The sequence below is a fragment of the Myxococcus qinghaiensis genome, from assembly GCF_024198215.1.
Classification (GTDB): Bacteria; Myxococcota; Myxococcia; order Myxococcales; family Myxococcaceae; genus Myxococcus; species Myxococcus qinghaiensis.
Map to the genome: position 1 here is coordinate 32378 of NZ_JAKCFA010000014.1, position 22630 is coordinate 55007.

The 22630-nt window shown below is 70.4% G+C and carries 23 protein-coding genes; 13 read left to right on the plus strand and 10 right to left on the minus strand.

Translation table 11 applies throughout. From position 1 onward, the window contains the following. Positions 1–101 precede the first annotated feature (101 nt). Together LZ199_RS25475 and LZ199_RS25480 are read left to right on the plus strand one after the other, a co-directional pair. Positions 102–929 (plus strand): hypothetical protein, encoded by an 828-nt coding sequence (locus LZ199_RS25475; RefSeq protein WP_253996356.1) that lies wholly within the window; start codon positions 102–104, stop codon positions 927–929. Between the two features lie 94 nt (positions 930–1023). Then, positions 1024–2421: a di-heme oxidoreductase family protein gene (locus tag LZ199_RS25480; protein ID WP_253996357.1), complete on the plus strand. Its 1398-nt coding sequence runs from the start codon at positions 1024–1026 to the stop codon at positions 2419–2421. Positions 2422–2430: 9 nt separating this feature from the next. On the opposite strand, the gene LZ199_RS25485 is transcribed toward LZ199_RS25480, so the two are convergent. Continuing rightward, entirely contained in the window at positions 2431–2937 is a 507-nt protein-coding gene (locus LZ199_RS25485; RefSeq protein ID WP_253996358.1) for a hypothetical protein, read from the minus strand. Between the two features lie 3 nt (positions 2938–2940). Then, positions 2941–3561, minus strand: a complete 621-nt coding sequence (locus LZ199_RS25490) for a hypothetical protein (protein WP_253996359.1) — start codon at positions 3559–3561, stop codon at positions 2941–2943. Positions 3562–3763: 202 nt separating this feature from the next. Here LZ199_RS25490 and LZ199_RS25495 point away from each other — a divergent pair, with 202 nt between their 5' ends. Continuing rightward, positions 3764–4531 (plus strand): RNase H family protein, encoded by a 768-nt coding sequence (locus LZ199_RS25495; RefSeq protein ID WP_253996360.1) that lies wholly within the window; start codon positions 3764–3766, stop codon positions 4529–4531. On the opposite strand, the gene LZ199_RS25500 is transcribed toward LZ199_RS25495, so the two are convergent. Beyond that, a complete protein-coding gene (locus LZ199_RS25500; RefSeq protein WP_253996361.1) occupies positions 4516–5490 on the minus strand; it encodes a class I SAM-dependent methyltransferase in 975 nt (324 codons plus the stop codon). The genes LZ199_RS25495 and LZ199_RS25500 overlap by 16 nt on opposite strands. A 217-nt stretch (positions 5491–5707) precedes the next feature. On the opposite strand from LZ199_RS25500, the gene LZ199_RS25505 reads away from it, so the two are divergent. Beyond that, the gene (locus LZ199_RS25505) at positions 5708–6589 is read left to right on the plus strand and encodes a hypothetical protein (RefSeq protein ID WP_253996362.1); all 882 of its coding nucleotides are present in this window, start codon (positions 5708–5710) and stop codon (positions 6587–6589) included. Positions 6590–6622: 33 nt separating this feature from the next. On the opposite strand, the gene LZ199_RS25510 is transcribed toward LZ199_RS25505, so the two are convergent. Then, positions 6623–7519, minus strand: a complete 897-nt coding sequence (locus LZ199_RS25510) for a DMT family transporter (protein WP_253996363.1) — start codon at positions 7517–7519, stop codon at positions 6623–6625. Between the two features lie 128 nt (positions 7520–7647). Between LZ199_RS25510 and LZ199_RS25515 the strand changes: the two genes are divergently transcribed. From LZ199_RS25515 to LZ199_RS25535, 5 genes are all read left to right on the plus strand, one after another. Next, complete coding sequence (locus tag LZ199_RS25515) at positions 7648–8571, plus strand: LysR substrate-binding domain-containing protein (protein WP_253996364.1); 924 nt, start codon at positions 7648–7650, stop codon at positions 8569–8571. A gap of 10 nt (positions 8572–8581) precedes the next feature. After that, positions 8582–10114 (plus strand): L-piperidine-6-carboxylate dehydrogenase, encoded by a 1533-nt coding sequence (amaB, locus tag LZ199_RS25520; RefSeq protein ID WP_253996365.1) that lies wholly within the window; start codon positions 8582–8584, stop codon positions 10112–10114. A gap of 84 nt (positions 10115–10198) precedes the next feature. After that, the gene (locus LZ199_RS25525; RefSeq protein WP_163867580.1) at positions 10199–10813 is read left to right on the plus strand and encodes a PH domain-containing protein; all 615 of its coding nucleotides are present in this window, start codon (positions 10199–10201) and stop codon (positions 10811–10813) included. A gap of 278 nt (positions 10814–11091) precedes the next feature. Beyond that, positions 11092–11310 (plus strand): hypothetical protein, encoded by a 219-nt coding sequence (locus tag LZ199_RS25530; RefSeq protein ID WP_141644684.1) that lies wholly within the window; start codon positions 11092–11094, stop codon positions 11308–11310. Further along, positions 11307–12194 carry a hypothetical protein gene (locus tag LZ199_RS25535; protein WP_253996366.1) on the plus strand — a complete coding sequence of 296 codons (888 nt, stop codon included), beginning with the start codon at positions 11307–11309 and terminating at the stop codon, positions 12192–12194. The genes LZ199_RS25530 and LZ199_RS25535 overlap by 4 nt, the downstream gene beginning before the upstream one ends. 48 nt (positions 12195–12242) lie before the next feature. Here the strand turns inward: LZ199_RS25535 and LZ199_RS25540 are convergent, their stop codons facing one another. The 4 genes from LZ199_RS25540 to LZ199_RS25555 form a co-directional block, all read right to left on the minus strand. Beyond that, on the minus strand, positions 12243–13673 hold the full coding sequence (locus LZ199_RS25540) for a glycoside hydrolase family 43 protein (protein WP_253996367.1): 1431 nt from the start codon (positions 13671–13673) through the stop codon (positions 12243–12245). A gap of 99 nt (positions 13674–13772) precedes the next feature. Then, a complete protein-coding gene (locus tag LZ199_RS25545) occupies positions 13773–14042 on the minus strand; it encodes a DUF2277 domain-containing protein (protein WP_253996368.1) in 270 nt (89 codons plus the stop codon). 139 nt (positions 14043–14181) lie between these two features. Next, a complete protein-coding gene (locus LZ199_RS25550) occupies positions 14182–15453 on the minus strand; it encodes an RNA polymerase sigma factor (protein WP_253996369.1) in 1272 nt (423 codons plus the stop codon). Positions 15454–15675: 222 nt separating this feature from the next. Next, the gene (locus LZ199_RS25555; RefSeq protein ID WP_253996370.1) at positions 15676–17010 is read right to left on the minus strand and encodes a replication-associated recombination protein A; all 1335 of its coding nucleotides are present in this window, start codon (positions 17008–17010) and stop codon (positions 15676–15678) included. Positions 17011–17276: 266 nt separating this feature from the next. Between LZ199_RS25555 and LZ199_RS25560 the strand changes: the two genes are divergently transcribed. Further along, entirely contained in the window at positions 17277–17633 is a 357-nt protein-coding gene (locus LZ199_RS25560; protein ID WP_253996371.1) for a YciI family protein, read from the plus strand. A gap of 116 nt (positions 17634–17749) precedes the next feature. Further along, positions 17750–19477 (plus strand): pyruvate dehydrogenase, encoded by a 1728-nt coding sequence (locus tag LZ199_RS25565; RefSeq protein WP_253996372.1) that lies wholly within the window; start codon positions 17750–17752, stop codon positions 19475–19477. 5 nt (positions 19478–19482) lie between these two features. Here LZ199_RS25565 and LZ199_RS25570 read toward each other — a convergent pair whose 3' ends face one another. Next, a complete protein-coding gene (locus tag LZ199_RS25570) occupies positions 19483–19944 on the minus strand; it encodes a 2,4'-dihydroxyacetophenone dioxygenase family protein (protein WP_253996373.1) in 462 nt (153 codons plus the stop codon). A gap of 109 nt (positions 19945–20053) precedes the next feature. Between LZ199_RS25570 and pdxR the strand changes: the two genes are divergently transcribed. Further along, the gene (gene pdxR / locus LZ199_RS25575) at positions 20054–21481 is read left to right on the plus strand and encodes a MocR-like pyridoxine biosynthesis transcription factor PdxR (RefSeq protein ID WP_253996374.1); all 1428 of its coding nucleotides are present in this window, start codon (positions 20054–20056) and stop codon (positions 21479–21481) included. A 23-nt stretch (positions 21482–21504) separates the two neighbouring features. Here the strand turns inward: pdxR and LZ199_RS25580 are convergent, their stop codons facing one another. Further along, complete coding sequence (locus tag LZ199_RS25580; protein ID WP_253996375.1) at positions 21505–21888, minus strand: VOC family protein; 384 nt, start codon at positions 21886–21888, stop codon at positions 21505–21507. 113 nt (positions 21889–22001) lie between these two features. Here LZ199_RS25580 and LZ199_RS25585 point away from each other — a divergent pair, with 113 nt between their 5' ends. Then, entirely contained in the window at positions 22002–22601 is a 600-nt protein-coding gene (locus LZ199_RS25585; protein WP_253996376.1) for a DUF998 domain-containing protein, read from the plus strand. Positions 22602–22630 lie beyond the last annotated feature (29 nt).

Consider the following 22630-nt stretch of genomic DNA (forward strand, 5'->3'; position numbering starts at 1 on the left):
GATGGCTCGCCGCCAGAAGGAGAGCATTCGGGCTGGGCCGGCACCGGATGCAGCGATCTCCTGGCGGAGAAGACCCCCCTATTCAAGAGGTAGGTAAATCCATGCGGTTGAAGATGATGGGCCATTTTTTCGCGGCGGCGCTTCTGAGCGTGATGTCGGGTTGTCAGGGCGAGGAGCCCACGACGGCGGACGGTGACGTGGCCACTCAGGAGGCTGGTGCGGAGTCGAAGTGCACGCAGCGCTTCGACGGTATCAACAGCTGCGCGCTGGGCAATGCCCGGCTGGCGTCGACGGAGCAGGGCCTGGCCGTGACGAACCTGCGCAGCGCGAAGACGGACGGTGTCTCCAGCACCTTCGCCCGCGCGGCGAGCTGGACGCAGGCGTCGGAGATCAAGTTCGGCAGCACCTCGGGCGTGCTGCAGCTGGACGCGCGCTCGGGCGACCAGGTGGTCAGCACGCTGCGCGTGACGCCGGGTCGTGAGGCGAACAGCGCGTTCATCACCCCGACGTTCAGCGGCGCGCCGGGCGGCTCCAACTACCGGATGAACGTGTACCGCGAGGGTGTGCTCCAGGGCACGTCCACCAACACGGCCAACCGGATGATCATCTTCACCAACTGGCGGGACTTCATCCGCTTCCTGATTGCGTACGCGGACTTCTTCGAGCTGGACATCATCTGGAACAAGACCGGCGAGGCGCCCACCGCGCCGGCCAACGTGGGCGCGTGCGGCTGGCGTCTGCGCACCGACGGCTCCACCTTCTCGGTGGCGCTGGATGACGGCAAGGTCCTCACCGGCGACTCCGTGGAGTTCATCGAGGAGATCGAGGACGGCCACTACCCGTACAACGGCTTCACGGGCATCGACGTGAAGGCGACCGCGCAGGGGATGAACATCCTGAGCGAGGGCTTCAAGCCCGCGGCGAAGTAGTCGTCCCGCCCGTGCCTTGAGCACGGGCGCCCCACCGGGCGGGAGCCGTCCTGTCCCGCCCGGTGTCGTTTCCCGCCTCCCTGGAGACACCCCGATGAGCCGGCGGCTGTACCTGTTGGGCATCCCTCTTGGAGCCCTGCTGCTCACCGCGGTGTGGGCGCAGACGGGACGTCGTCCCCTGCCCCCGCCCCTCGTCCTGGGACAGCTAGACCTGGCCTTGGAGCCGGACGAGGAGCTGCCCGGTGGCGCCGCCACGGTGACGGACGCGGGACGCAATGCCTTTGGCCGCTCGCCGCCGAACATGGACCGCTCCCGGTGGCCGGAGTTCCACCTGGGCAAGAGGGTCTTCGACCGCGACTGGAGCGACCCCGGCCATGGCCCCGGACTGGGCCCGCTCTTCAGCTCCAACTCCTGCATGGGCTGCCACGTGAAGGACGGGCGCGGACGCCCTCCCCTGTCGCCCTCCGAGCCCCTGGTGTCGATGGCCTTCCAGCTCGGCTCCCCCACGGGCCCCGGACCTCATCCGGTGTACGGCGAGCAGCTCGACCTCCATCAGCTCGGCCAGCCTCGTGGTGAGGGCACCGTCGAAGTCGGCCACGAGGAGCTGAGCGGCACGTTCTCCACCGGAGAGCCCTACTCCCTTCTGCGCCCCCGCTACCGCTTCAAGGACCTGACGCGCGGCCCGCTGGAGGACGGCACACCGTTCTCGCCCCGCGTGGCTCCGGCCAACTTCGGGCTGGGGTTGCTGGAGGCCATTCCCGAAGAGACGCTGCTGGCGCTGGCGGACCCCGAGGACCGCGACGGCGACGGCATCTCCGGGCGCGCCAACCAGGTGGAGGACGTGAAGGAGCGCCGCACGCGGATGGGCCGCTTCGGGTGGAAGGCCAATCAGCCCACGCTGCTCCAGCAGGTGACGCACGCGCTGGTGGCGGACATGGGACTGACGAACGAGGTGTATCCCCGCGCCCAGGAGCCCGGGGGCACACCCGCGGGCGCCACCCTGCCCGACGTGAAGGACTACGATTTGGAGCGGCTCGTCTTCTACACGCGGCTATTGGCCGTGCCGAAGCGAAGGGAGTGGGACACGCCCGGCGTGCTGCGCGGCAAGGCGGTGTTCCGCGCCATCGGCTGCGCCTCCTGCCACGTGGACCGGCCCCTGGAGACCGAGGAGGTCCCCGGCTTCCCGGAGCTGTCGCGCCAGCGCATCTTCCCGTACTCGGACCTGCTGTTGCACGACATGGGAGAAGGCCTCTCGGATGGACGTCCTGACGGGCTCGCCACCGGCCAGGAGTGGCGCACCCCTCCCCTGTGGGGCATCGGCCTGACGCAGACGGTGAGCGGCCACACGCGCTTCCTGCATGACGGCCGGGCCCGGAACCTCGAGGAGGCCGTGCTGTGGCATGGCGGAGAGGCCGCGCCCGCGCAGGAGCGCTACACGCGGCTCCTGCTGGAGGACCGGGAGGCCCTGCTCACGTTCCTCGGCTCACTCTGACCTTCCGCTTCAGCGAAGGTGCTTCACGCGTCGCAGCCCCAGCCACAGGGAGAGTGACAGCGCGGGCAGCGCCAGCAGGTCCGTGACATCCATGGTGTGAGCCACCGGCGCGACGCCTGGAATCACCCGCCCGGACAGCCAGGCCCACGCCGCGCGCACCGGCCACTGCAACGTGCCCAGCCCCCAGCGCCAGCAGTCACCGGCGGGCTCGGACACCTTGATGGCGGTGAAGACCAGCGCCGTCATCACCACGCACGTGGTCAGCACCGCGCGCGAGGGTTGGAACGACAGGCCCCCACGCGAGCGGGACTGCTCCCAGAGCCCCTGGAGCAGGAGCGGGAACATGGCCAGCCCGGCGACGTCCGACAGCTTCCCCGTCCACCACGACGGCCAGCGGGCCTTGAGCACGTGGTCATTGAGCACCAGCACCAGCACCGCGCCGAACACGAGCGGATGCAGGAGCGTGTCGCCCGGCACGGGCCGCGCTGTCCTGGCGGTGGGGATGGAGACAGTCACCGCTCAGCGGGGCCCCAGGATGACCTCGAGCCCATCCGGCGCCGAGTCTTCCGTGTCGTCGATGCTCACCTCGGCCACCACCCGCCACTCCACGTCCACGGTGCCCCGGATGTCCTTCTCGGCCGCGCCCTGCAGGGTCAGCTCCAGCGCCGCCTCCCACTCACACGGCTCTTCCAGCCGGCAGACATCCCCATCCGACAAGGCCTCGAAGCGCACCGCGCCCGCCTCTCCAGCGGCCATGGGCGCGGAGGTGGCCAGGGTGACGGCGCGCGGACCGAAGACGAGCCTCGCCTCGATGACGGGCTGCTCCTGAGCGCCCGCCTCGTCCGGGGTCCACTTCGCGAAGAGCGGCGCGCGCATCGTCACCCAGACCGTCTGCGTGGAGCCCCTGGGAACGTGCACCTTCACCGGGAGGACCGCGCGGGCGGTGGGAGACGCGTCCGACAATTGGAGCGTGCCCGGCTCGGACTCGACGACGACGGGGGACGGGCCCGACATGGACGTGGCCACCGAGGCGACGCTCGCCAACAGCAGGGCCAGGCGCGCGGCCCACGCACGGGCACGCGACGGATGGGGCCAGGAGGAGCTCGGAGGAGGTGGCGAAGCAGGATGCGCGGTCTGCATGACGATGACGGGCCTTCCCTCGGACACCCTCGGCCCATGGGGCCCGAGCCGGGGGGGCCGAGAGCAAGCCATGTACCAGGGCGAAGTACCAGCGAGGGAGTCTCCGGCCGTGCGCGGAATCACGACTTTCGTGTCAGCCCGAGGACGCCGGCGGCGCGAGTCCTCCTGGCAGGGCGAACCCGGGGGCGCCTAGGGTGGTGGCATGAAGAGCAATGCCACGTTCGTCTTCGCCGACGGAGCCTGCTCCGGCAACCCGGGCCCGGGAGGCTGGGGCACCATTATCGCCACGCCCGACGGCCATGTGACGGAGCTGGGCGGCCACGAGCCGGAGACGACCAACAACCGCATGGAGCTGACGGCCGTGGGCAAGGCGCTGCGCCACCTGGAGGCGACGCCGGGGCCGCTGCACATCCACACGGACTCCACCTATGTGATTCAGGGCGCCACGCGCTGGGCCTTCGGCTGGAGCAAGCGCGGCTGGAAGACGGCTGACGGCAAGGAGGTGGCCAACACAATCTACTGGAAGCGCCTGATGGCACTCCTGGCCCAGCGCAAGCAGACCCACTCGGGCGAGGCCGCCGTCGTGGAGTGGCACTACGTCCGCGGGCACGTGGGCGTGCCGGGCAACGAGCGGGTGGACGCCATCGCCGTGTCCTTCTCGCGCGGCAAGGGCATGCGGCTCTACAGCGGCCCGCTCGCCGGCTATGACGTGGACGTGTACGACGTGCCCGAGGACACGTCCCTGCCGCCGGAGAAGCCCCGGGAGGAGCGGGACAAGAAGGCCAAGGCACACTCGTACCTCAGCCAGGTGGGCCGCAGCGTGAAGCGCCACTCGACGTGGGCCGCGTGTGAGCGACGGGTGAAGGGCGTGTCCGATGCCCGCTTCAAGAAGACGAAGAGCGAAGAGGACGAGGCGCAGGTGCTGGCGGACTGGGGCGTCCAGCCCGAGGACGTTCAGGCCGAGGATTGACCCGGGCCGCGCACCGCCGTGAGCAGCAAGTCGTATTTACCTCCCAGGAACGTGCGGAAGCCGTGCTGGTGCAGGTAGCGGCGGTAGAACGAGAGGTCCTTCACCAACAGGGACAAGTCCGGCTCGCGCAGGTTGCGCACGCGGGCGCCGTAGATGACCTCCCCGTCGCGGAAGCGGGAGTTGGGGAAGCCGAGCACCAGCGTGGCCTCGGGCTCCAGGTGCTCCTGCACCAGCGTGCGCAGGAGCGCGTGGTCATCCACGCCGGGGCTCTGCAGCGTGCCCACCGAGACCACCAGGTGGAAGCGGCCCAGCCCCTCCGGAAGCGCGTTGAGGTCGGCGACGAGGAAGGAGTGACGCGCGTCGGGGAAGCGGGCCCGCGCCTCCGAGAGCGCGCTGGCGCTGTGGTCCACCCCCACGAAGGTGACGTCCGGCGCGCCCTCCAGCCAGGCGAAGGCCGCCAGCTCATCTCCGCGATTGACGCCCAGGTCCAGCACCCGTGCGCCGTCAGGCAGGCGGACCCGGCCCAGCACCTCCAGCCAGGGCAACAGGAAGCCCGCGTCCTCCAGCTTGCGCACGCGCGCGAAGGCGGAGTCCACGCCGTAGCGCTCCTGGAGTGACACCTCCCCGGCGGGAGTCCCGCCTGCGTGCCAGGAGGCCTCCGGGCCCAGCGGCTCGAAGGTGAGCGAGACATGCGTGGCGTCCACGCCGCGGGGCGTGAGCAGGCGACACGCCAGGCCCTCCGCCAGGTCACACCAGCTTCGCAGCGGACGGTGCACCAGCCCCTGCCCCGGCCCCACGCGCTCCCCTGGATAGGAGCCCCGGCCCAGGTCCGGGTCCGGCACCTCGATGCGCACCCCGCCCTCTTCCGCGAGCGTCTCTCTCAGGTGGCGCAGGATGAGGACGAGCGGCTCGTCATGGAAGCGGCGCGGGGGGACAGGGACTTCGGTGGGGCGGGCCATCTCCCCGCGAGACTACCCCCTCGCGCGGGAAGCGCCAGGACCCGCGCAATGACAGAGCGCCCCACCTTCGCCGCAATCCCATACACCGACCCCTGTCGAGCCTGGCGCCCATGAAACACGGCGCGACCTGTCCACTGTCTGACTTCTCCGCATGACGTACGCGCTCGACGAAGCGCGCATTGACGACGACACGGACTTTCCATTATTTCCGGTTGATATGCGAAAACTGATTTTCACGAGTCTCGGATTCCTGCTGTGTACGACGACCGCCTGCGGAGGTGCCAGCTCCCTCGACGGCGAGGACACGGCAGGAGCGCTGGCGACGCGGGAGCAGGCGGCCTTCTCCGGAGTGAATGGCGGCTACTGCCTGGTGAGCCCCTACAACTGCAAGCTGCAGGTGAGCGGGGGCAACCGCGTCCCCACCAACGACCCGGCGGACGACAACTGGGGCCTTTCGACAGGGGTTCCCATCCGGGACGGCAACGGCACCGTGGTGGGGACGAACACGCGCACCAGCGCCGCCTTCAACTACGGCCAGACGCGCACGTTCGCCGGGGAGCTGCACGCCTTCGCGGTGTCGACGTCCAACTCGAGCGCCGGGTGGCTGCCCATCTCCAGCATCCTGGGCCGCACGTCCTTCGAGCAGAAGGTCGGCCACGTCTCCGCCCTGGGCGCGGGCCTGGACAAGCTGGGCTGCTACGCCGTGCGCAACTCGCATGACCCGGTGCTGGAGCTCAAGAAGGTCGTCTACGACAGCGACGCGACGCACGAGCGCGCGGGAGACTACCTGCCGCTGGTGCGCGCCAACGGCGTGCGCTCGGTCAACCTGGCCTTCAACGTCCCGGGCATGGCGCTGGGCGGGCCGGCGGTGGACCACTTCCCCGCGGGCACGAAGTTCCAGCGCCTGGACGTGCCCACGGAGCATGGCGTTCCCTCCATCGACATCCCCCTCTGGGTCCAGGACAGCGCGGGCCGCTACCGTCAGCAGTCGGGGGAGATGAAGTTCCTGTATGGCTACGTCATCGCGGCCACCACCGGAACCAAGCGCAACGGGTGGATGGCCTACGACGCGCTCCAGGTCAGCTCCGGCTGTCCTTGAGCCACTCCGCACCGGGCCGGCGGAGCCCTTCCATCAGGAGGGCTTCCGCTGGCTCAGCGCGACGCTGCCCAGGATGAGCGCGCCCGCGACGGCCATGGTGAGCGTCACCGACTCGTCCAGCAGCAGCCACGCCCAGGCCACGCCGAACAGCGGCAGCAGGTACGTCACGGTGACGGCGCGAGGCGCGCCGATGCGCTGGATGAGCCGGTAATACAGCACATACCCCGCCCCCGTGCAGAGCACGCCGAGCGCGACGGCCGACAGCCAGGACACGCCCCGGATGGGCTGGGACGGCCAGGCGGCCACGGCGAACGGCAACGTCAGCAGCGCCGCGCAGCCCAGCGTGGCGGCCGCGACCGCACCCGCCGGAAGGCCGGTGAGGTACCGCTTCACCAGGTTCGCCGAGACGCCGTAGAAGAAGGCCGCGGACACGCCCGCCGCCACCGCGAGGCCCGGGCTGCTTCCGGCGATTCTACCGCTGGCGAGCACCACCACGCCGGCGAACCCCATGACGAGCGCCACCGCCCGCCGTCCGCCGATGCGCTCGCCGTAGAAGAGGAAGGCCACCAGGGCGGTGAAGAGCACCGTCATGCTGTTGGCGATGGCGCTGATGCCCGCGGGCGCGCGCTGGGCGGCGAAGGCGAACAGGGCGAAGGGCACCGCCGCGTTGAGCGCACCCACCAGCGCCAGCTTCGGCCAGAGCGAGGGGACAAAGGCCGCACGGTGGCGCAGGAGGAACGGCATCAGCACCAGCGACCCCAGCACCAGCCGCACCGAGACGAGCGGAACGGCCCCGAAGTCCGGCGCTGCGATGCGCATGAACATGAAGGAGGAGCCCCAGATGGCCCCCAGCAACCCCAGCTCCAGCGGGGTGAGCCAGGCGCCGGACAGGGTGGGAACGACGGGACGGACAAGAGTGGGAGAATTCATGGGACGGTCCACCAGGTGGTGACGCAAGGCACGAGTCTGACGCCGGTCTGCCCTCTTTCTGCTCTCGGCCCCCTCCTGCCGCAACCTCATGGTTTTGAGGGCAGCCACAAGTATGATTTGAGGCTCACATGCCCCTTCCCTCGGCCTGGCTCCCGGCCCTTGCGGCCTTCGAGGCGGCCGCGCGCCACCAGAACTTCGCCCATGCGGCGGAGGAGCTGCACCTGACGGCCAGCGCGGTCAGCCACCACGTGCGCAAGCTGGAGGGACTGCTCGGCGTCACCCTCTTCGAGCGGCATGCGCGCGGCGTGTCCCTGACGATAGAAGGCCGTCAGCTCGCCGACGCCGCGGGGGGCGCGCTGGCGGACATCGACGACGTGGTGCGGGAGTTGGGCAACACCCGGGAGGAGCGCCACCGCGTGCGCCTCACCACCATGCACTCGCTGGCCCACACCTGGCTCCTGCCGCGCCTGCCGGACTTCGCGTCGGCCCACCCGCACGTGCGCATCCGCGTCGACACGGAGATGGCGCTGACGCGCTTCGACGAGGGAGGGCCCGACCTGGGCATCCGCTATGGCCTGGGCCACTGGCCGGGAATGACCGCCCATCACCTGATGCCGGACGCCATGTTCCCGGTGGCCTCCCCGGACCTGCCCGGCGTCGAGCAGGTGTCGGCCCCGGCGGACATCCAGAAGCTGCCGCTCGTGGGAGACCTGGCGCGGCAGTCGTGGCAGGACTGGTTCCGCGCCGCCGGGGTGCACGGCGCGCGGCTCGACGTCCGCCACGAGTTCAGCGACACCACCAACGCGCTGCTCGCCTCCGCGCGCGGACTGGGCGCGGCGCTCGCGCGCGACAAGGTCTCCGAGCCCTTCCTCGCCAACGGGAGCCTCGTCCGGCTGCCGGGCCCCCCGCTGCCCACGCGCTACTCCTACTTCGTCGTCTACCCGTCCCACCGGCGGCTCCGGGCCGCGGCGCGGACCTTCGTGGACTGGGTGCTCACGCAGCCGGGGCGCCCCCCCGCGCCACCGGTCGCCAGGAAGCCACCGACGTTGTAGGAAGTCGCCCATGCTCCACCCCACCCTCGACGCGCTCGGCCTGACCGAGCACAACCCTGGCAGCTATCTCGGTCACGGCGAGTGGGCCGGCTCCGCCTCCGAGCCCGCCCTGGAGGTCTTCAATCCCTCCAATGGCCAGCGCCTGGCGACCGTGTCGTCCGCGAGCGCGGAGGACCAGGAGAAGCTGATGCACGCCGCCGCACAGGCCTTCGTGGCGTGGCGCGCGCTGCCCGCTCCCCGACGGGGCGAGGCCATCCGGCTGTGTGGCGAGGCCCTGCGCAAGCACAAGGACGCGCTCGGCTCGCTCGTCGCGCTGGAGATGGGCAAGGTGAAGGCGGAGGGCGACGGCGAGGTGCAGGAGATGATCGACATCGCCGACTTCGCCGTGGGCCAGTCGCGCATGCTCTATGGCCTGACGATGCACTCCGAGCGCCCGGGCCACCGGATGTACGAGCAATGGCATCCGCTGGGCCTCGTCGGCATCATCAGCGCCTTCAACTTCCCCGTCGCCGTCTGGTCCTGGAACGCGTTCATCGCCGCCGTGTGCGGTGACGTGTCCATCTGGAAGCCCTCCCCCAAGACGCCGCTGACGGCCATCGCCTCCACGCGCATCTGCAACGCCGCGCTGAAGGCCGGCGGCTTCCCGGAGGTCTTCTTCCTGCTCAACGCCGCGGGCACCGCGCGCGCCGAGCGCCTGGTGGAGGACCCGCGCATCGCGCTGGTGAGCTTCACCGGCTCGTCCGCCGTCGGACGTCAGGTGGGCGTGCGCGTGGCTCAGCGACTGGGGCGGAGCCTGCTGGAATTGGGCGGCAACAACGCCATCATCGTGGACGCCACCGCCGACCTGAAGCTGGCGATTCCCGCCATCGTCTTCGGCGCGGTGGGCACCGCGGGCCAGCGCTGCACCACCACGCGCCGGCTCTTCGTCCACGAGTCCATCTTCGACGACGTGCTGGGGAAGCTCACCGCCGCGTATGCCCAGGTGGAGACGCGCATCGGCGACCCGCTGGAGCCGGGCACCCTGATGGGCCCGCTCATCGACAAGGCCGCCGTGCAGCGCTTCGAGGCGACCGTTGCGCAGGCGCGCGCGGCCGGGGCCCGCATCGTCAGCGGAGGCAAGGCGCTGGAGCGCCCCGGCCACTTCGTGCAGCCCACGCTCATCACCGGCGTGAAGCCCACGGATGCGTGGGTCCAGACGGAGACCTTCGCGCCCATCCTCTACGTCATGCCGTACCGGACGCTGGATGAGGCCATCGCCTTCCAGAACGGCGTGCCCCAAGGCCTGTCGTCGTCCGTGTTCACCCGGGATTTGCAGAGCGCGGAGAAGTTCCTGTCCGCCTCCGGCTCCGACTGCGGCATCGCCAACGTCAACATCGGGACCTCCGGCGCGGAGATTGGCGGCGCCTTCGGTGGCGAGAAGGACACCGGCGGCGGCCGCGAGTCCGGCTCCGACGCGTGGAAGGCATACATGCGGCGGCAGACCAACACGCTGAACTACTCCGACGCGCTGCCCCTGGCGCAGGGAATCCGCTTCGACCTGTGACGGGGCCGTCCCCTATGCTCGCCCGGGGCCCGACATGGGCCACGCGGTTCCACCACGCTGCACACCACACCCAGGAGATTCGACATGTTCGGGAAGCTCGCCGCAGACGCGCTCGGCCTCAGTGATATCGGTTCCGTCATCGCCACGGCGGACTACGACAAGGTGGACTCCGACGACTATGTGATGCACGAGGACCAGGAGAAGATCTTCTTCATCATCAAGTCCAAGTCCGACGAGTACTGCTTCACCAACAAGGCGCTCGTCCACCTCGACGGCACCAGCGCCGCGAGCAAGAAGCGCATGCTGCGCCGCTTCACGTACAGCTCCAACCCCATCTCGAACGTGATGCTGGAGACGGCGGGCACCATCGACATGGACGTCGAAATCAAGTTCCGCCTGGGCGCGCGGGACTTCTCCATCGACGTGCACAAGAAGCACCTGGAGCAGGTGAAGGACCTCTACAAGGCCCTGTTCCGCATCTCGGAGCTGATGCACGAGAACGAGCTGGCGCTCAGCCACGCGAAGACGAGCCTGGAGGTCGCCTCCACCACGCTCGGCCGTGGACAGGCCGGCCCCGCGCCCATCGTCGAGTCCTTCAAGGAGCTCAACCAGGCCGCCTTCGCCTGGCTCGCCGGCGCGCAGCAGAAGTACTGGGTGAAGGACTTCGGCTTCGTCTTCGAGCGCTACATCAAGGCCTGAGCCGTCCGTCCGTCCGTCGCACATTGGCCGCCGGATGCCTGCTTGGACATCCGGCGGCCGGGCGCAGCACGCGGCGTCCTCACCCGCTACACCTGTTGTCACTCTCAAGACAGGTGCTCTCTGCAATCCAGGTACAACAGGAGCCAATCGACGGGAGGCTCGGACGGCCCTCTCGTATGTCTTGGGGATTCGCTCTACCCTGGAAGTCCTCACCAGGAGTGTTCGCGATTATCACCTCGTCCTCCCAGACCGCCCCCGCTGGCTGGCACGACATTCTCGTGCGTCACCTCGAACCCCTGCTCGGAGGCTTCACCGCGAAGATGGCCATCCACACGGCGGCGCTGCGCGCGCTGAAGCGCCCGCCGGAGCAGGTCACCCTCCAGGAACTCCCGCAACTGCTCGAAGGCCTCAAGCCGATGCTCAACACCTTCATTGGCGCGCTGCACGCCAAGGTCATCCTCGCGGAAATCGCCACCTCGCTGGAGAAGGCGCGATGAGCCCCGCTTCCTCTACCGCGCGCTCCTCCTCCGTCGCGCCGTGGTTCGGCGCCGTCATCGCGCTCCAGCTGGCCCACCTCATCGCCGTCGCGACGGCGGCGCCCGAGCGGATGGGGCTGGTGCATGACGTCGCGGGTTGGGTGAGCGGCCTGCTCGCCGTCGCCGGCACGTTCGCCGCGGCGAGCGCGTTCGTCTCCGGGGACTACCTGCGCAAGGTGTGGGGCGGGCTCGCCGCGGGGGCCGCCCTGTCCCTGGTCAGCGCGGCGCTGCGCAGCTACTGGCTGCACACGGTGCCGGACGTCCCCTTCACGGCGTCGCCGCTCTTGCCCTACCGCATGGTCGCCGTGGTGCTGGCCAACAACGCCACCGTCTACGCGCTCGTCCTCCTGGCGATGACCTACCGGCAGTCCGGCCTCCAGCCTCCGTCCAGCCCTCGCACGAAGGCGCTGTGGGCGGTGACGACCCTCGCCGCGCTGGCGGTGGGCACCCCCTCGCTCCTCACGGAGGTGCGCAACTTCGTCTCCGGCGCCATCTCCCTGCCCTCGGCGGTCATCGGCACGGTGTCGACGCTGGCGGACATGATGACCATCTTCCTGGTCGCCCCCATCCTGAGCGTGGCGTACATGCTGCGCGGCGGGAAGCTGGCCTGGGTGTGGTGGGCCGTGGGCATGTCCGGCGCCACGTGGCTGCTCTATGACGCGCGCGTGTGGCTGGCCCCGCTGCTCCCCGGTGACGGGGCATACGCCGCGGAGCTGCTGCGCACGCTGCGGACGTCCGGGCTCGTGCTGCTGGGCCTCGCGGGCTGGCTGCAGCGCTCCGCCCTGGGGCCCCAGAAGGTCGAGGCCCCCGAGGCCTCGCTCAACACCTCCGCCGGGATGTCCTGACGCCCAAAGGGGGCACGGTGCACCGTGCCCCCTCAGGCTGCCCCCAGGCTAGGGCCGGGGACGCGAGCCCGCCGAGGGAGCCTCCGGCACCGCGGGCCAGCCATTGGGCCAGGAGATGGCGTCCACGAGCATGACCCGCGCGGTGTGGGCACTGTTCCACGCGTGGTAGACCATGACCGTTTCGCCGCCCGGTCCGTTCACCACGGAGTTGTGGCCCGGCCCCACCCAACCGCCGCCCGTCGCGAGGATGGGCGCGCCCGCCTTGGTGTACGGGCCCAGCGGGCTGGTGGCCCGGGCGACTCCCACGGCGTAGGTGCTGTTGTAGTACGCGTTACCACTGTAAAAGAGGTAGTAGTAACCGCCGCGCGCCACCACCCAGGGCGCCTCCACCACGCCGCCTTCCCAGCCGAGGTTGTTGGTGATGAGCGTGCGGCGCGTGCCCACCAGCGACAGGCCGTCCGCGGAGAGCGCCTGGCCGTAGATGGGCGTGGGCTGGCCCACCGCGTTCCCGTCCGCCTTCCACACCAGGTACCCCGTCCCGGCGGTGTCCGTGAAGAACGTGGCGTCAATCATGCCCATGCCCGCGTCGTGGATGAGGGGCCTGCCCAAATCGGTGAAGGGGCCCAGCGCGCTGTTGGACGTGGCGGCGCCGATGGACAGCTTCCCGTCCGAGTGGCGCGCCGTGTAGTAGGCGATGAAGCGGCTGCCCACGCGGTGGATCTCCGGCGCCCAGAAGTCCCCAGTGGCCCATGACGGCCGAGTCCCCGAGGGGAAGATGGAGCCCGCGCCCGTCCACGTCACCAGGTCCGTGGAGACGCGCAGCGGGAAGGCGCTGGCCGCGCCGCCGGACGTGCACGCGGCCACGTAGCGGGTGCCGTCGTGGATGACGCCCGGGTCCGCGCAGTCCACGGCGACGACGGGGTTCTGGTACAGGCCGCCGCAGCCCGTGTAGCGGAAGGACATGCCGCACGCATTCGCGCCGGCGAAGTAGGGCCCCCAGCCGTTCGACAGCACGGCGTAGGAGTTGGGGGACGCGTTCACACACGCCCTGTCCCAATACACGCGGCCCCCGACGTCGTCGTACTGCGCGGGGTGGTTCGCCGGGTGCATCCAGGCGGCGCCGTACGTGACGCGCGTGGCGCAGGCCCCCGCGCCGGGACAGGTGGTGTCGAGCGCCATCACACAGCCGTTGTGGCCCGTGAAGTACGGCTTCCAGCCGTTGGAGAGCACGGCGTAGGAGTTGGTGCCCTCGTTGACGCAGACGCCATCCCACGTCACCAGGTCCGCGGCGACGTCATAGCCGGGGTGACCCGCGGAATGAATCCACCGGTCTCCGTAGGTGATGCGCGTGTTGCATGCGAGCGCCCCGGTGGCACTCGCGGGCGCGCCAACGTCGGGCGCCTCCGGACTCCCGCTTCCACAACCCACTTCGAGCAACGAGGCGACAACCACCACGGACCACCACGAGGACCGCTTCATCGGACGACCTCAGGACGCAAGGGCCAGCCTCGGCCGCATGCGTCGTGTGCACTGCGTGGGAACAGTCGGTCAGCGCTTGCTCGAAGGCGGCGCGGGACTTCAGCCGGCGTCGGCCTTCTTGTAGCGCAGCTTCTTCAGTGCCTCGAACCGCACCCTGTCTCGCGGGGGCGTCGTCGCCACCAGCCCGTCCAGCATCCGCTTCGAGCTGCGGAAGATGTCCTCGACGGCGACCTCGAACGCGTCCGCGTTCTGCTTGGACGGCTTGCGCGTCCCGGCGATCTTCCGGACGAACTGCAAGGCCGCCGCGCGGATGTCGTCATCCGTGGCGGGGGGCGAGAAGTTGAACAGGGGCTTGATGTTCCGGCACATGCGCGCAGGGTAGTCCAACTCCCCCGACAGCCACCGCTGGAGCGGCATCACCCGGGACGCACGGCGGCTTGCGCACGCCGGTCAACGCTTCGGCTCCAGGTGTCGCGGAAGATTGCCGCGAGACTACGCGTCCTGGCGCTCACGCCTCCTTGCGAGCGCAGGCGGCGGCGCGCTCCAGGAGCAGGGCCTGTTCGCGCGCGTTGCGCGTGAGCGTGGCCGCCCGCTCGAACTCCTTCCGGGCCTCGTCGAAGCGGCCCAGCTTGCGCAGCAGGTCTCCGCGCACGCTGGGCAGCAGGTGATAGTGGGCGAGCGAGGGCTCCGAGGTCAGCGTGTCCACCACCGCCAGTCCGGCGGCGGGGCCGTACGCCATCGACAGCGCCACCGCGCGGTTCAGCTCCACGATGGGCGACGGGGTGAGCCGCCCGAGCACCGCGTACAGCGACGCGATGCGCGCCCAGTCCGTGTCCTCCGGCTGGCGCGCCCGGGCATGACACGCGGCGAGAGCGGCCTGCAGCGCATACGGCCCCTGCGCCCCCCCCAGCTTCTCCGCGCGCTCCAGCGCCGCGAGCCCGCGGCGGATGAGGAGCTGGTCCCAGAGCGCGCGGTTCTGCTCGAGCAGCAGCACGGGCTGGCCATTGGGCCCCACCCGGGCCCGCGAGCGCGACGCTTGAATCTCCATCAGCGCGACGAGCCCGTGGACCTCCGGCTCCTGGGACGCGAGCTCCGCGAGGATGCGCCCCAGTCGCAGCGCGTCCGCGCACAGCTCCGGCCGCATCCAGTCGTCGCCCGCCGTCGCGGAGTAGCCCTCGTTGAAGACCAGGTAGATGACCTCCAGCACCGACGACAGACGGACCGCGAGCTCCTCGCCCCGAGGCAGCTCGAAAGGCACCTTCTCCTCGGAGAGCGTGCGCTTCGCCCGGACGATGCGCTGGGCGACGGTGGTGGACGGCACCAGGAAGGCGCGCGCGATCTCCTCTGTCGTCAGGCCTCCGAGCAGCCGCAAGGTGAGCGCGACGCGAGCCTCCGTCGACAGGATGGGGTGGCAGGCGATGAACATCAGGCGCAGCAGGTCGTCGCCCACCTCGTTGTCGAGCGCCGCGTCCAGGTCCGGCGCGCCGTACTCCTGGTCCGACTCCAGTTCGTGGCCCAGCTCCTCGTGCTTGCGCTCGACGCGCTTGCCCCGGCGAAGCTCATCGATGGCGCGCCGCTTGGCGGTGGCCATCAACCACGCACCCGGGTTGTCCGGGATGCCCGCCGTGGGCCAGCGCTCCAGCGCGGCGACCAGCGCGTCCTGCGCGAACTCTTCGGCGAGCCCGACGTCGCGCACCATGCGCGCCAGACCGGCGATGAGCCGCGCGGACTCGATTCGCCAGACCGCTTCGATGGCACGATGTTTCTCGGAGACCGTCACGCGGCGGAATAGAGCACCCTCGTCCGGCGATGCAAGGACAGCCCGCGCCCGCGTGAAGAGAACGCACACGGGGCCGACAGGTGCTCAACGGCCACACTGTGCCGTGGGTTGCGAGGGGTGCCCACACGGACAAGCTTCCCGTTGACTTCCGCAAGCCTGCGACCGGCCTCGCCCACCGGCCCCGACATGCGGACGAGCGAGTCCGACAAGCACGTGGGGTGACTACTCGTCCCGGCTGGCCTTGTCCTCGCGCCACCAGTGGCTCATGCGCTCGTGGATCTCCGCCTCGTAGCCCTCCTTGCTCGGGCGGTAGAAGACGGAGCGCTCCAGCGGCGGGGGCAGGTACGTCTGCCCCGGGGCGTAGTGGTCCTTGAAGTCCCAGGGCGGCGTGTAGCCCTTGCCGTGCCCCAGCTCCTTCATCAGGTCCGTGGGCGCGTTGCGCAACGGCAACGGCGGCGCCGCGTTGGGGTGCTCCTCCAGCGCGGCGAGCGCGGCGTTCATCGCGGCATAGGCGCGGTTGCTCTTGCGCGCGGTGGCCAGCAGGACGACGGCATGCGCGACGAACAGCCGCCCCTCCGGCATGCCCGTGGAGTGGAAGCCCTCCTCGCACGCGCGGACGATGGTGATGGCCTCCGGCATCGCCATGCCCACGTCCTCCACGGCGATGACCTTGAGCCTGCGCCACAGCGACACCACGTCTCCGGTCTGCAGCAGCTTCGCCGCCCAGAAGATGGCGCCCTGCGCGTTGGAGCCCCGGCAGGACTTCTGGAGCGCGCTCAGCAAGTCGTAGTGCTGGTCTCCGTCCTTGTCGTGCCGTGAGAGCCCCGTGCCCACCGCCTCGCGCGCGGTGTCCAGGGTGATTTCGCCGCCGTCCGCCGTCAGCCCCGCGGCCATCTCCAGCGCGCCCAGCGCCTTGCGCACGTCCCCTGCCCCGCCCCGGGCCAGCAGCGCGAGCGCGTCCTCGCCCACCGCCAGCCTGCGCTTGCCCAGCCCGCGCTTCTCGTCGGTGAGCGCCCGCTGGAGCGCGCCCTGGATGTCCGCGAGCGTCAGCTCCTGGAGCTGGAAGACACGACACCGGCTGACGAGCGCGGGGCGCACCTCGAAGCTGACGTTCTCCGTCGTCGCGCCCAGCAGGACGAACAGGCCGCTCTCCACGTGCGGCAGCGCCTGCTCCTGAACGTTCTTCGCCCAGCGGTGGATTTCGTCGACGAAGAGCACCGTGCGGCGCGAGTACTGGTTGCGCGCGCGCTCGGCCTCCGCCACGACCTCGCGGATGCGCGGAATGCCGTCCGACACGGCCGACAGGATGACCAGCTCCGCGTCGACGCTGGAGGCCAGCATGCGCGCCAGCGTCGTCTTGCCCACGCCGGGCGGTCCCCAGAACAGCGAGGAGACAATCTGCTTGCGCTCCATCAGCCGCCGCAGCGGTCCTCCGGGGCCCAGCAGGTGGGACTGGCCGATGAACTCATCGGGCGTGCGTGGCCGCATCCGCTCCGCGAGGGGAGCGAAGCGATTCACGTCGACGGAGGCGGAGAAGAGGTCGGGGCCAGCGCTCATCGCCCCGGAAGCTCCCCTCTCCGACGCGCGCGGTCAACCACCGAGGCACACCCTGCGTGTCGCGCGGTCTTCTCTCACCCATGGTGCGACGGCGGTCCACCCCCGTCGGATACCGGACAAGGAAATGCGGGCCGGTCCGCCCGAATGAAAAACGCACCGTGCGACTGGCGGCGAAGCGCTGGAGAGCGAGCAACCCCCCCCGCGGTGGCTCGACGGCATGTCACGGGGCTGGCGTAGAGTCGCGGCTCTCAAAAGGAGGGAGCGCGATGTCATTCATGCTGCTGATGATGGAGGCCCCGGGGAAGCGCCAGGCCCGGCCACTGGAAGAGGGCCAGGCCGCCTACGCTCGGATGATGGCCTTCCAGGAGAAGCTCCGGACCCAGGGCGTGCTCATCACGGGCGAGGCGCTCAAGTCCGACGACAACGCGGTACGCATCGAGAACCACGGCGGCAAGCGCACGGTGAGCGACGGCCCCTTCACCGAGTCGAAGGAAATCATCGGCGGCTTCTTCCTCCTCAACTGCAAGACGCGCGACGAGGCCCTGGAATATGCCCACGCGTGTCCCGCCAGCGAGTGGGGCATCGTCGAGCTGCGCGAAATCGCGAGCAGCTGTTACGAGTAGGCCCTGGCGTCGTATGGACGCGGGCTTCCCTCCCGCGTCCGGGGCGACCAGCAGAGCGCCTGCCTCCTCGCTGGCTCGGGTTGTCTGGAGGCCTGGCGCCGCCCAGCTTCATCCCCATGAGTCACTCCAGTGTGGCGGATGCGCTCGTCCAGACGCTCATCGACGCGGGTGCCGAGCGCATCTACGGCGTCGTCGGCGACAGCCTCAATCCCATCACCGACGCCGTGCGCCGCAGCCAGGGCAAGCTGCGCTGGGTCCACGTCCGGCACGAGGAGTCCGGGGCCTTCGCCGCCTCCGCCGAAGCGCAGCTCAGCGGCAAGCTCGCGGTGTGTGCGGGGAGCTGCGGCCCGGGCCACCTGCACCTCATCAACGGGCTCTATGACGCCCACCGCAGCTACGCCCCCGTGCTGGCGCTCGTCTCACACATCCCCAGCGACCAGATTGGCACCTCCTACTTCCAGGAGACGCACCCGGAGCTGCTCTTCCGCGAGTGCAGCCACTTCTGCGAGATGGTCTCCAACCCGAAGCAGACCCCTCGCCTGTTCCGGCTCGCGGCGCAGACGGCGCTGGCGAAAGGCGGCGTGTCCGCCGTGGTGCTTCCCGGAGACATCGCGGCGCTCGACGCCGGTGACGACGTCCCCTCCACCTTCTCCACCGTGCCCCCCGTGGTGCGCCCCGTCGACGCGGAGCTGGACAAGCTCGCCGAGCTGCTCAACTCCGCCTCGCGGGTGACGGTGTTCTGCGGCAGCGGCTGCAAGGGCGCCCACGCGGAGGTGCTCGCGCTGGCCAAGGCGCTCCAGGCCCCCGTCGGCCATGCATACCGGGGCAAGGAGTGGGTGGCGTACGACAACCCCTACGACGTGGGCATGACGGGCCTGCTCGGCTACGGCGCCGCGTATGAAGCCATGCACGCGTGCGACGTCCTGCTCCTGCTGGGCACGGACTTCCCCTACGACGCGTTCATGCCCGTGAAGCCCCAGATTGCCCAGGTGGACGTGCGGCCGGAGCACCTGGGACGCCGCTCGCGCCTGGACCTGGGCGTCTGCGGCGACGTCCGGGAGACGCTGCGCGCCCTGTTGCCCCGGCTGGAGCAGAAGGAGGACCGCCGACACCTGGAGAACGCCCTGGAGGAGCTGGCCAAGGCGCGGCACAAGCTGGACTCCCACGTGCGCAACGTCGGCTCGCACCGGCCGCTGCATCCGGAGTTCGTCGCCGCCATGCTCGACGAGGTGGCCGCCGACAACGCCGTCTTCACCGTGGACACGGGCATGTGCAACGTGTGGTCCGCCCGCTACCTGCGCGCGACGGCCGAGCGGCGCATCATCGGCTCCTTCACGCACGGCTCCATGGCCAACGCGCTGCCGCAGGCCATTGGCGCACAGCTCCTGTACCCGGACCGGCAGGTCATCTCCATGTCCGGAGACGGCGGCTTCTCCATGCTGATGGGCGACTTCCTCACCCTGGCGCAGTACGACCTGCCCGTGAAGGTCGTCATCTTCAACAACAGCTCGCTGGGCATGGTGAAGCTGGAGATGCAGGTGTCGGGCTATCCGGACACGGAGACGGACCTGGTGAACCCGAACTTCGCGAAGCTGGCGGAGGCCATGGGCGTCATGGGACAGCGCGTGGAGGCCCCCGGTGACGTGCGCGGCGCCTTCGAGCGCGCCCTCTCCCACCCGGGGCCCGCCCTGGTCGACGTCGTCACGGACCCGCACGCGCTCTCCATGCCGCCTCGAATCACCGCGAAGCAGGTGGCGGGCTTCGCCCTGGCGATGACCAAGCTCGTCTTCTCCGGCGAGGGCGGCGAGGTGCTGGACACGGTGAATGCCCAGGTCCGCCACTGAGCGCTTCACTCCAGGGTGGCCAGGAACTCCGCGCCGTTCGCCTCGCACCACTGTCGGTATGTCTCCAGCCGGGCCGCGGAGCCGACGCTCCGGGTGACGCGGCCCTCGGCGTCCAGGTACTCGACCGCGCCCCGCACGTTGATGAGAATCACCACCGGTTCCTCACCGATGACCCGCCAGCTGTCGGTGTTGCCCGCGGGCTCGTAGACGTAGCCGCCAGGCCCCACCACGTCGCCGGTGTCGAGCAGCTCGCGCTTCCCCGAGAGGTTGAAGGCGTGCACCTCTCCCGTGTGCCGGTGGCGGGGAATGACGGTGCCGGGCTCCAGCCGGAAGAGGTACATCCAGCCGGCGTCATCCTTGAAGAAGCGCAGCGGCTTGAAGGAGAGGCCGGGCGGGCCCATCGGCACCCAGGACATGCGCTCGGGGTCGACGGGGAGGGAAGCAAGCAGCGGCGTGGCGTGGCTCATGGGGCTCCAGGGCGCGGTTGAGAAGTGCCCCCAGGGTGCTCCACCCCTGGCCCTCCGACAGGTCCAGGTTTGACGAATCTCATTGGGCCAATCTATGGACGGCCCTGGCATGGACCTTCACGTCGACCTCAAGGACCGCAGGGACCTGGCGGGGCAGATATATCGGGGCCTTCGGGCGCAGATGCTCGACGGTCGCCTGCGCGGCGGAGAGCGGATGCCGCCCACGCGCGAGCTGGCCCGGCGGCTGGGCGTGTCGCGCAACACCGTGAGCGTCGCCTACGAGTGGCTCACCGCGGAGGGCCTGCTCGCGGGACGCACCCGGGCCGGCAGCTTCGTCCAGGCGCCGCCTCGGGAGCGCACTCCCCGAGGCAGGGCCTCCACCGGCGTGAAGCTTCGCCCTCGCGCCCTCTGGAGCGAGCTGCCCACCCCTCGCCCGCCCGAGCCCCCTGCCCGCCATGACTTCCGCGTCGGCATCCCCGACGCCGCGCTGTTCCCTTTCGAGGCCTGGCGCCGGCTGATGGCGAGGCAGCTCCGTGCCTCGGCGATGACTGCGGCCTACGCGGACCCGTCCGGACACCCCGAGCTGAGAGAGGCCGTAGCGCGCCACATCGGCGTGTCCCGAGGCGTGCGCGCCGACGCCACGGACGTGCTCATCACCCACGGTGCCCAGCAGGCGCTCGACCTCATCGGGCGCGTCCTGCTGGAGCCCGGGGACTGCGTCGCCGTGGAGGAGCCGGGCTACCCGCCCGCCCGCCTGTTGTTCCAGTCGCTCGGGGCGCGCGTCGTGCCCGTGCCCGTCGACGCGGAGGGGCTCGACGTGGGCGCGCTGCCGGACGACGCACGGCTCGTCTACGTCACGCCGTCCCACCAGTTTCCGCTCGGTATCGCGATGTCACCGGCGCGAAGACGGGCCCTGCTCGACTGGGCCCGCCAGCGAGACGCGGTGGTCATCGAGGATGACTACGACAGCGAGTTCCGCTTCGGCGGCCGGCCGCTGGAGACGCTCCACTCCCTGGACCGCTCCGGGCGCGTGCTCTACGTCGGCTCGTTCTCCAAGGTGCTGCTCCCCTCGCTGCGCCTGGGCTTCCTCGTCGCGCCGCCTTCACTCCAGCGGGCGCTGGGCCTGGCGAAGCAGGTGACGGACTCGCACAGCCAGCTCCCCGCCCAGGCAGTCCTCGCGCGCTTCATCGACACCGGCATGCTGACCCGTCACCTGCGCAAGACGCGACGCGAGTATGAACTCCGGCACGCGCGACTCACCGAAGGGCTCGCGCGTTACTTCGGCTCCGGGCTGCGCCTGCTGCCCTCCGTCGCGGGCCTGCACGTGAGCGCGACCTTCGCGCGGGGCGGCGCACGGCTGGAGAGGACGCTCACCGGGCAGGCACGGGCCGCGGGCATTGGCGTGGAGGCGCTCTCCCCCTACTTCGCCGGCACGCCGACGCGCCATGGCTGGGTGCTGGGCTACGGCGCGCTCACGTTGGACGGCATCGACGAGGGGCTCCGCCGCCTGCGCGCCAGTGTCGCCGGCACGCTTTGAGTCCCCGAGCGCTCCAACGCGACTCAGCCCCAGACAGTGGGTGGCGGGCCCTGGTCCGGGTTCTTCATCTTCACGATGCAGAAGCGGTGGCCCGTGGGCGCCTCCATCACCCACCAGCGCTTCACCCAGCCGATGCGCCTGGCGCCCAGCGCTTCCAGGCGCGCGGCCTCCGCGTCCTGGTCATCCGCCTCGATGTCCAGGTGGACACGCGAGGGGTGGGAGACCTTCTGCACCTCGATGTTCAGCCCCGCGGGAGCGTTCTGGAGGCCCACGTATTCGGCGGGGCCCTCGACCTCGAGCTCGCCCACGCCAAGGCCCAGCGCCTGGCTCCAGAAGGTGGCGGCGGTGCGCACGTCCCCGGTCTCACAATCGATGATGAAGCCCGCGAGTCGGCTGCGATGCGACATGACATCCTCCTCATGACGAAAGCCCCTGCAATCTGACGATGTCCCGAGCATCGGTCTACCCCCAGGGCTCGAATCCCCTTTCACCGGGCCCCCAGCCCCCTTGGAATAGATTCATGGGCCCTCAGGTCTTTCTCACGGCGCTGCTCGCCGCGACGCTCACCGCCGTGCCGCCGTGGTGGTTCGCGCGACGCCGTCCCGGCTACAGCCACCTGCGCCACACCATCAGCGAGCTGGGCGCGTCAGGGGCCCCCGAGGCGAAGCGGGTGGCGTGGCTCGGCTTCGCGCCCGCGGGGCTCGCTGTCATGGGCTTCGCCGCCGTGCTGAACGCGCGGCTCGCGTCGGAGGGTGAATCCATCACCGGGCTGGTGCTGCTGTCGCTCCTGGGCGTCAGCTACGTGGGCGCGGCGGTGTTCCCCTGCGACGAGGGCGCGCCATTCTGGGGCACGTGGAAGAACCAGATGCACAACCTGGTCGCCGGCCTGGGCTACTTCGGCGCGGGCGGCGGCCTCACCGAGCTGCAGCGCGTGTTCGAGGACCTGCCCGCGCTGGCGTCCCTCTCCACACCGACGGGCGCGGTGGGCAAGCTCGTCCTCCTGGGCATGGTCGCGCTGTCCTTCGAGTCCCCCGTGCGCGGGCTGATTCAGCGAACGGTGGAGGCGCTCGTGTTCGGCTGGATGCTGCTGGTGGGCCTGTGGCTGATGCTCGCCCACTGAGCACGCCGCTCGTACCCGAGGGAGGGGCG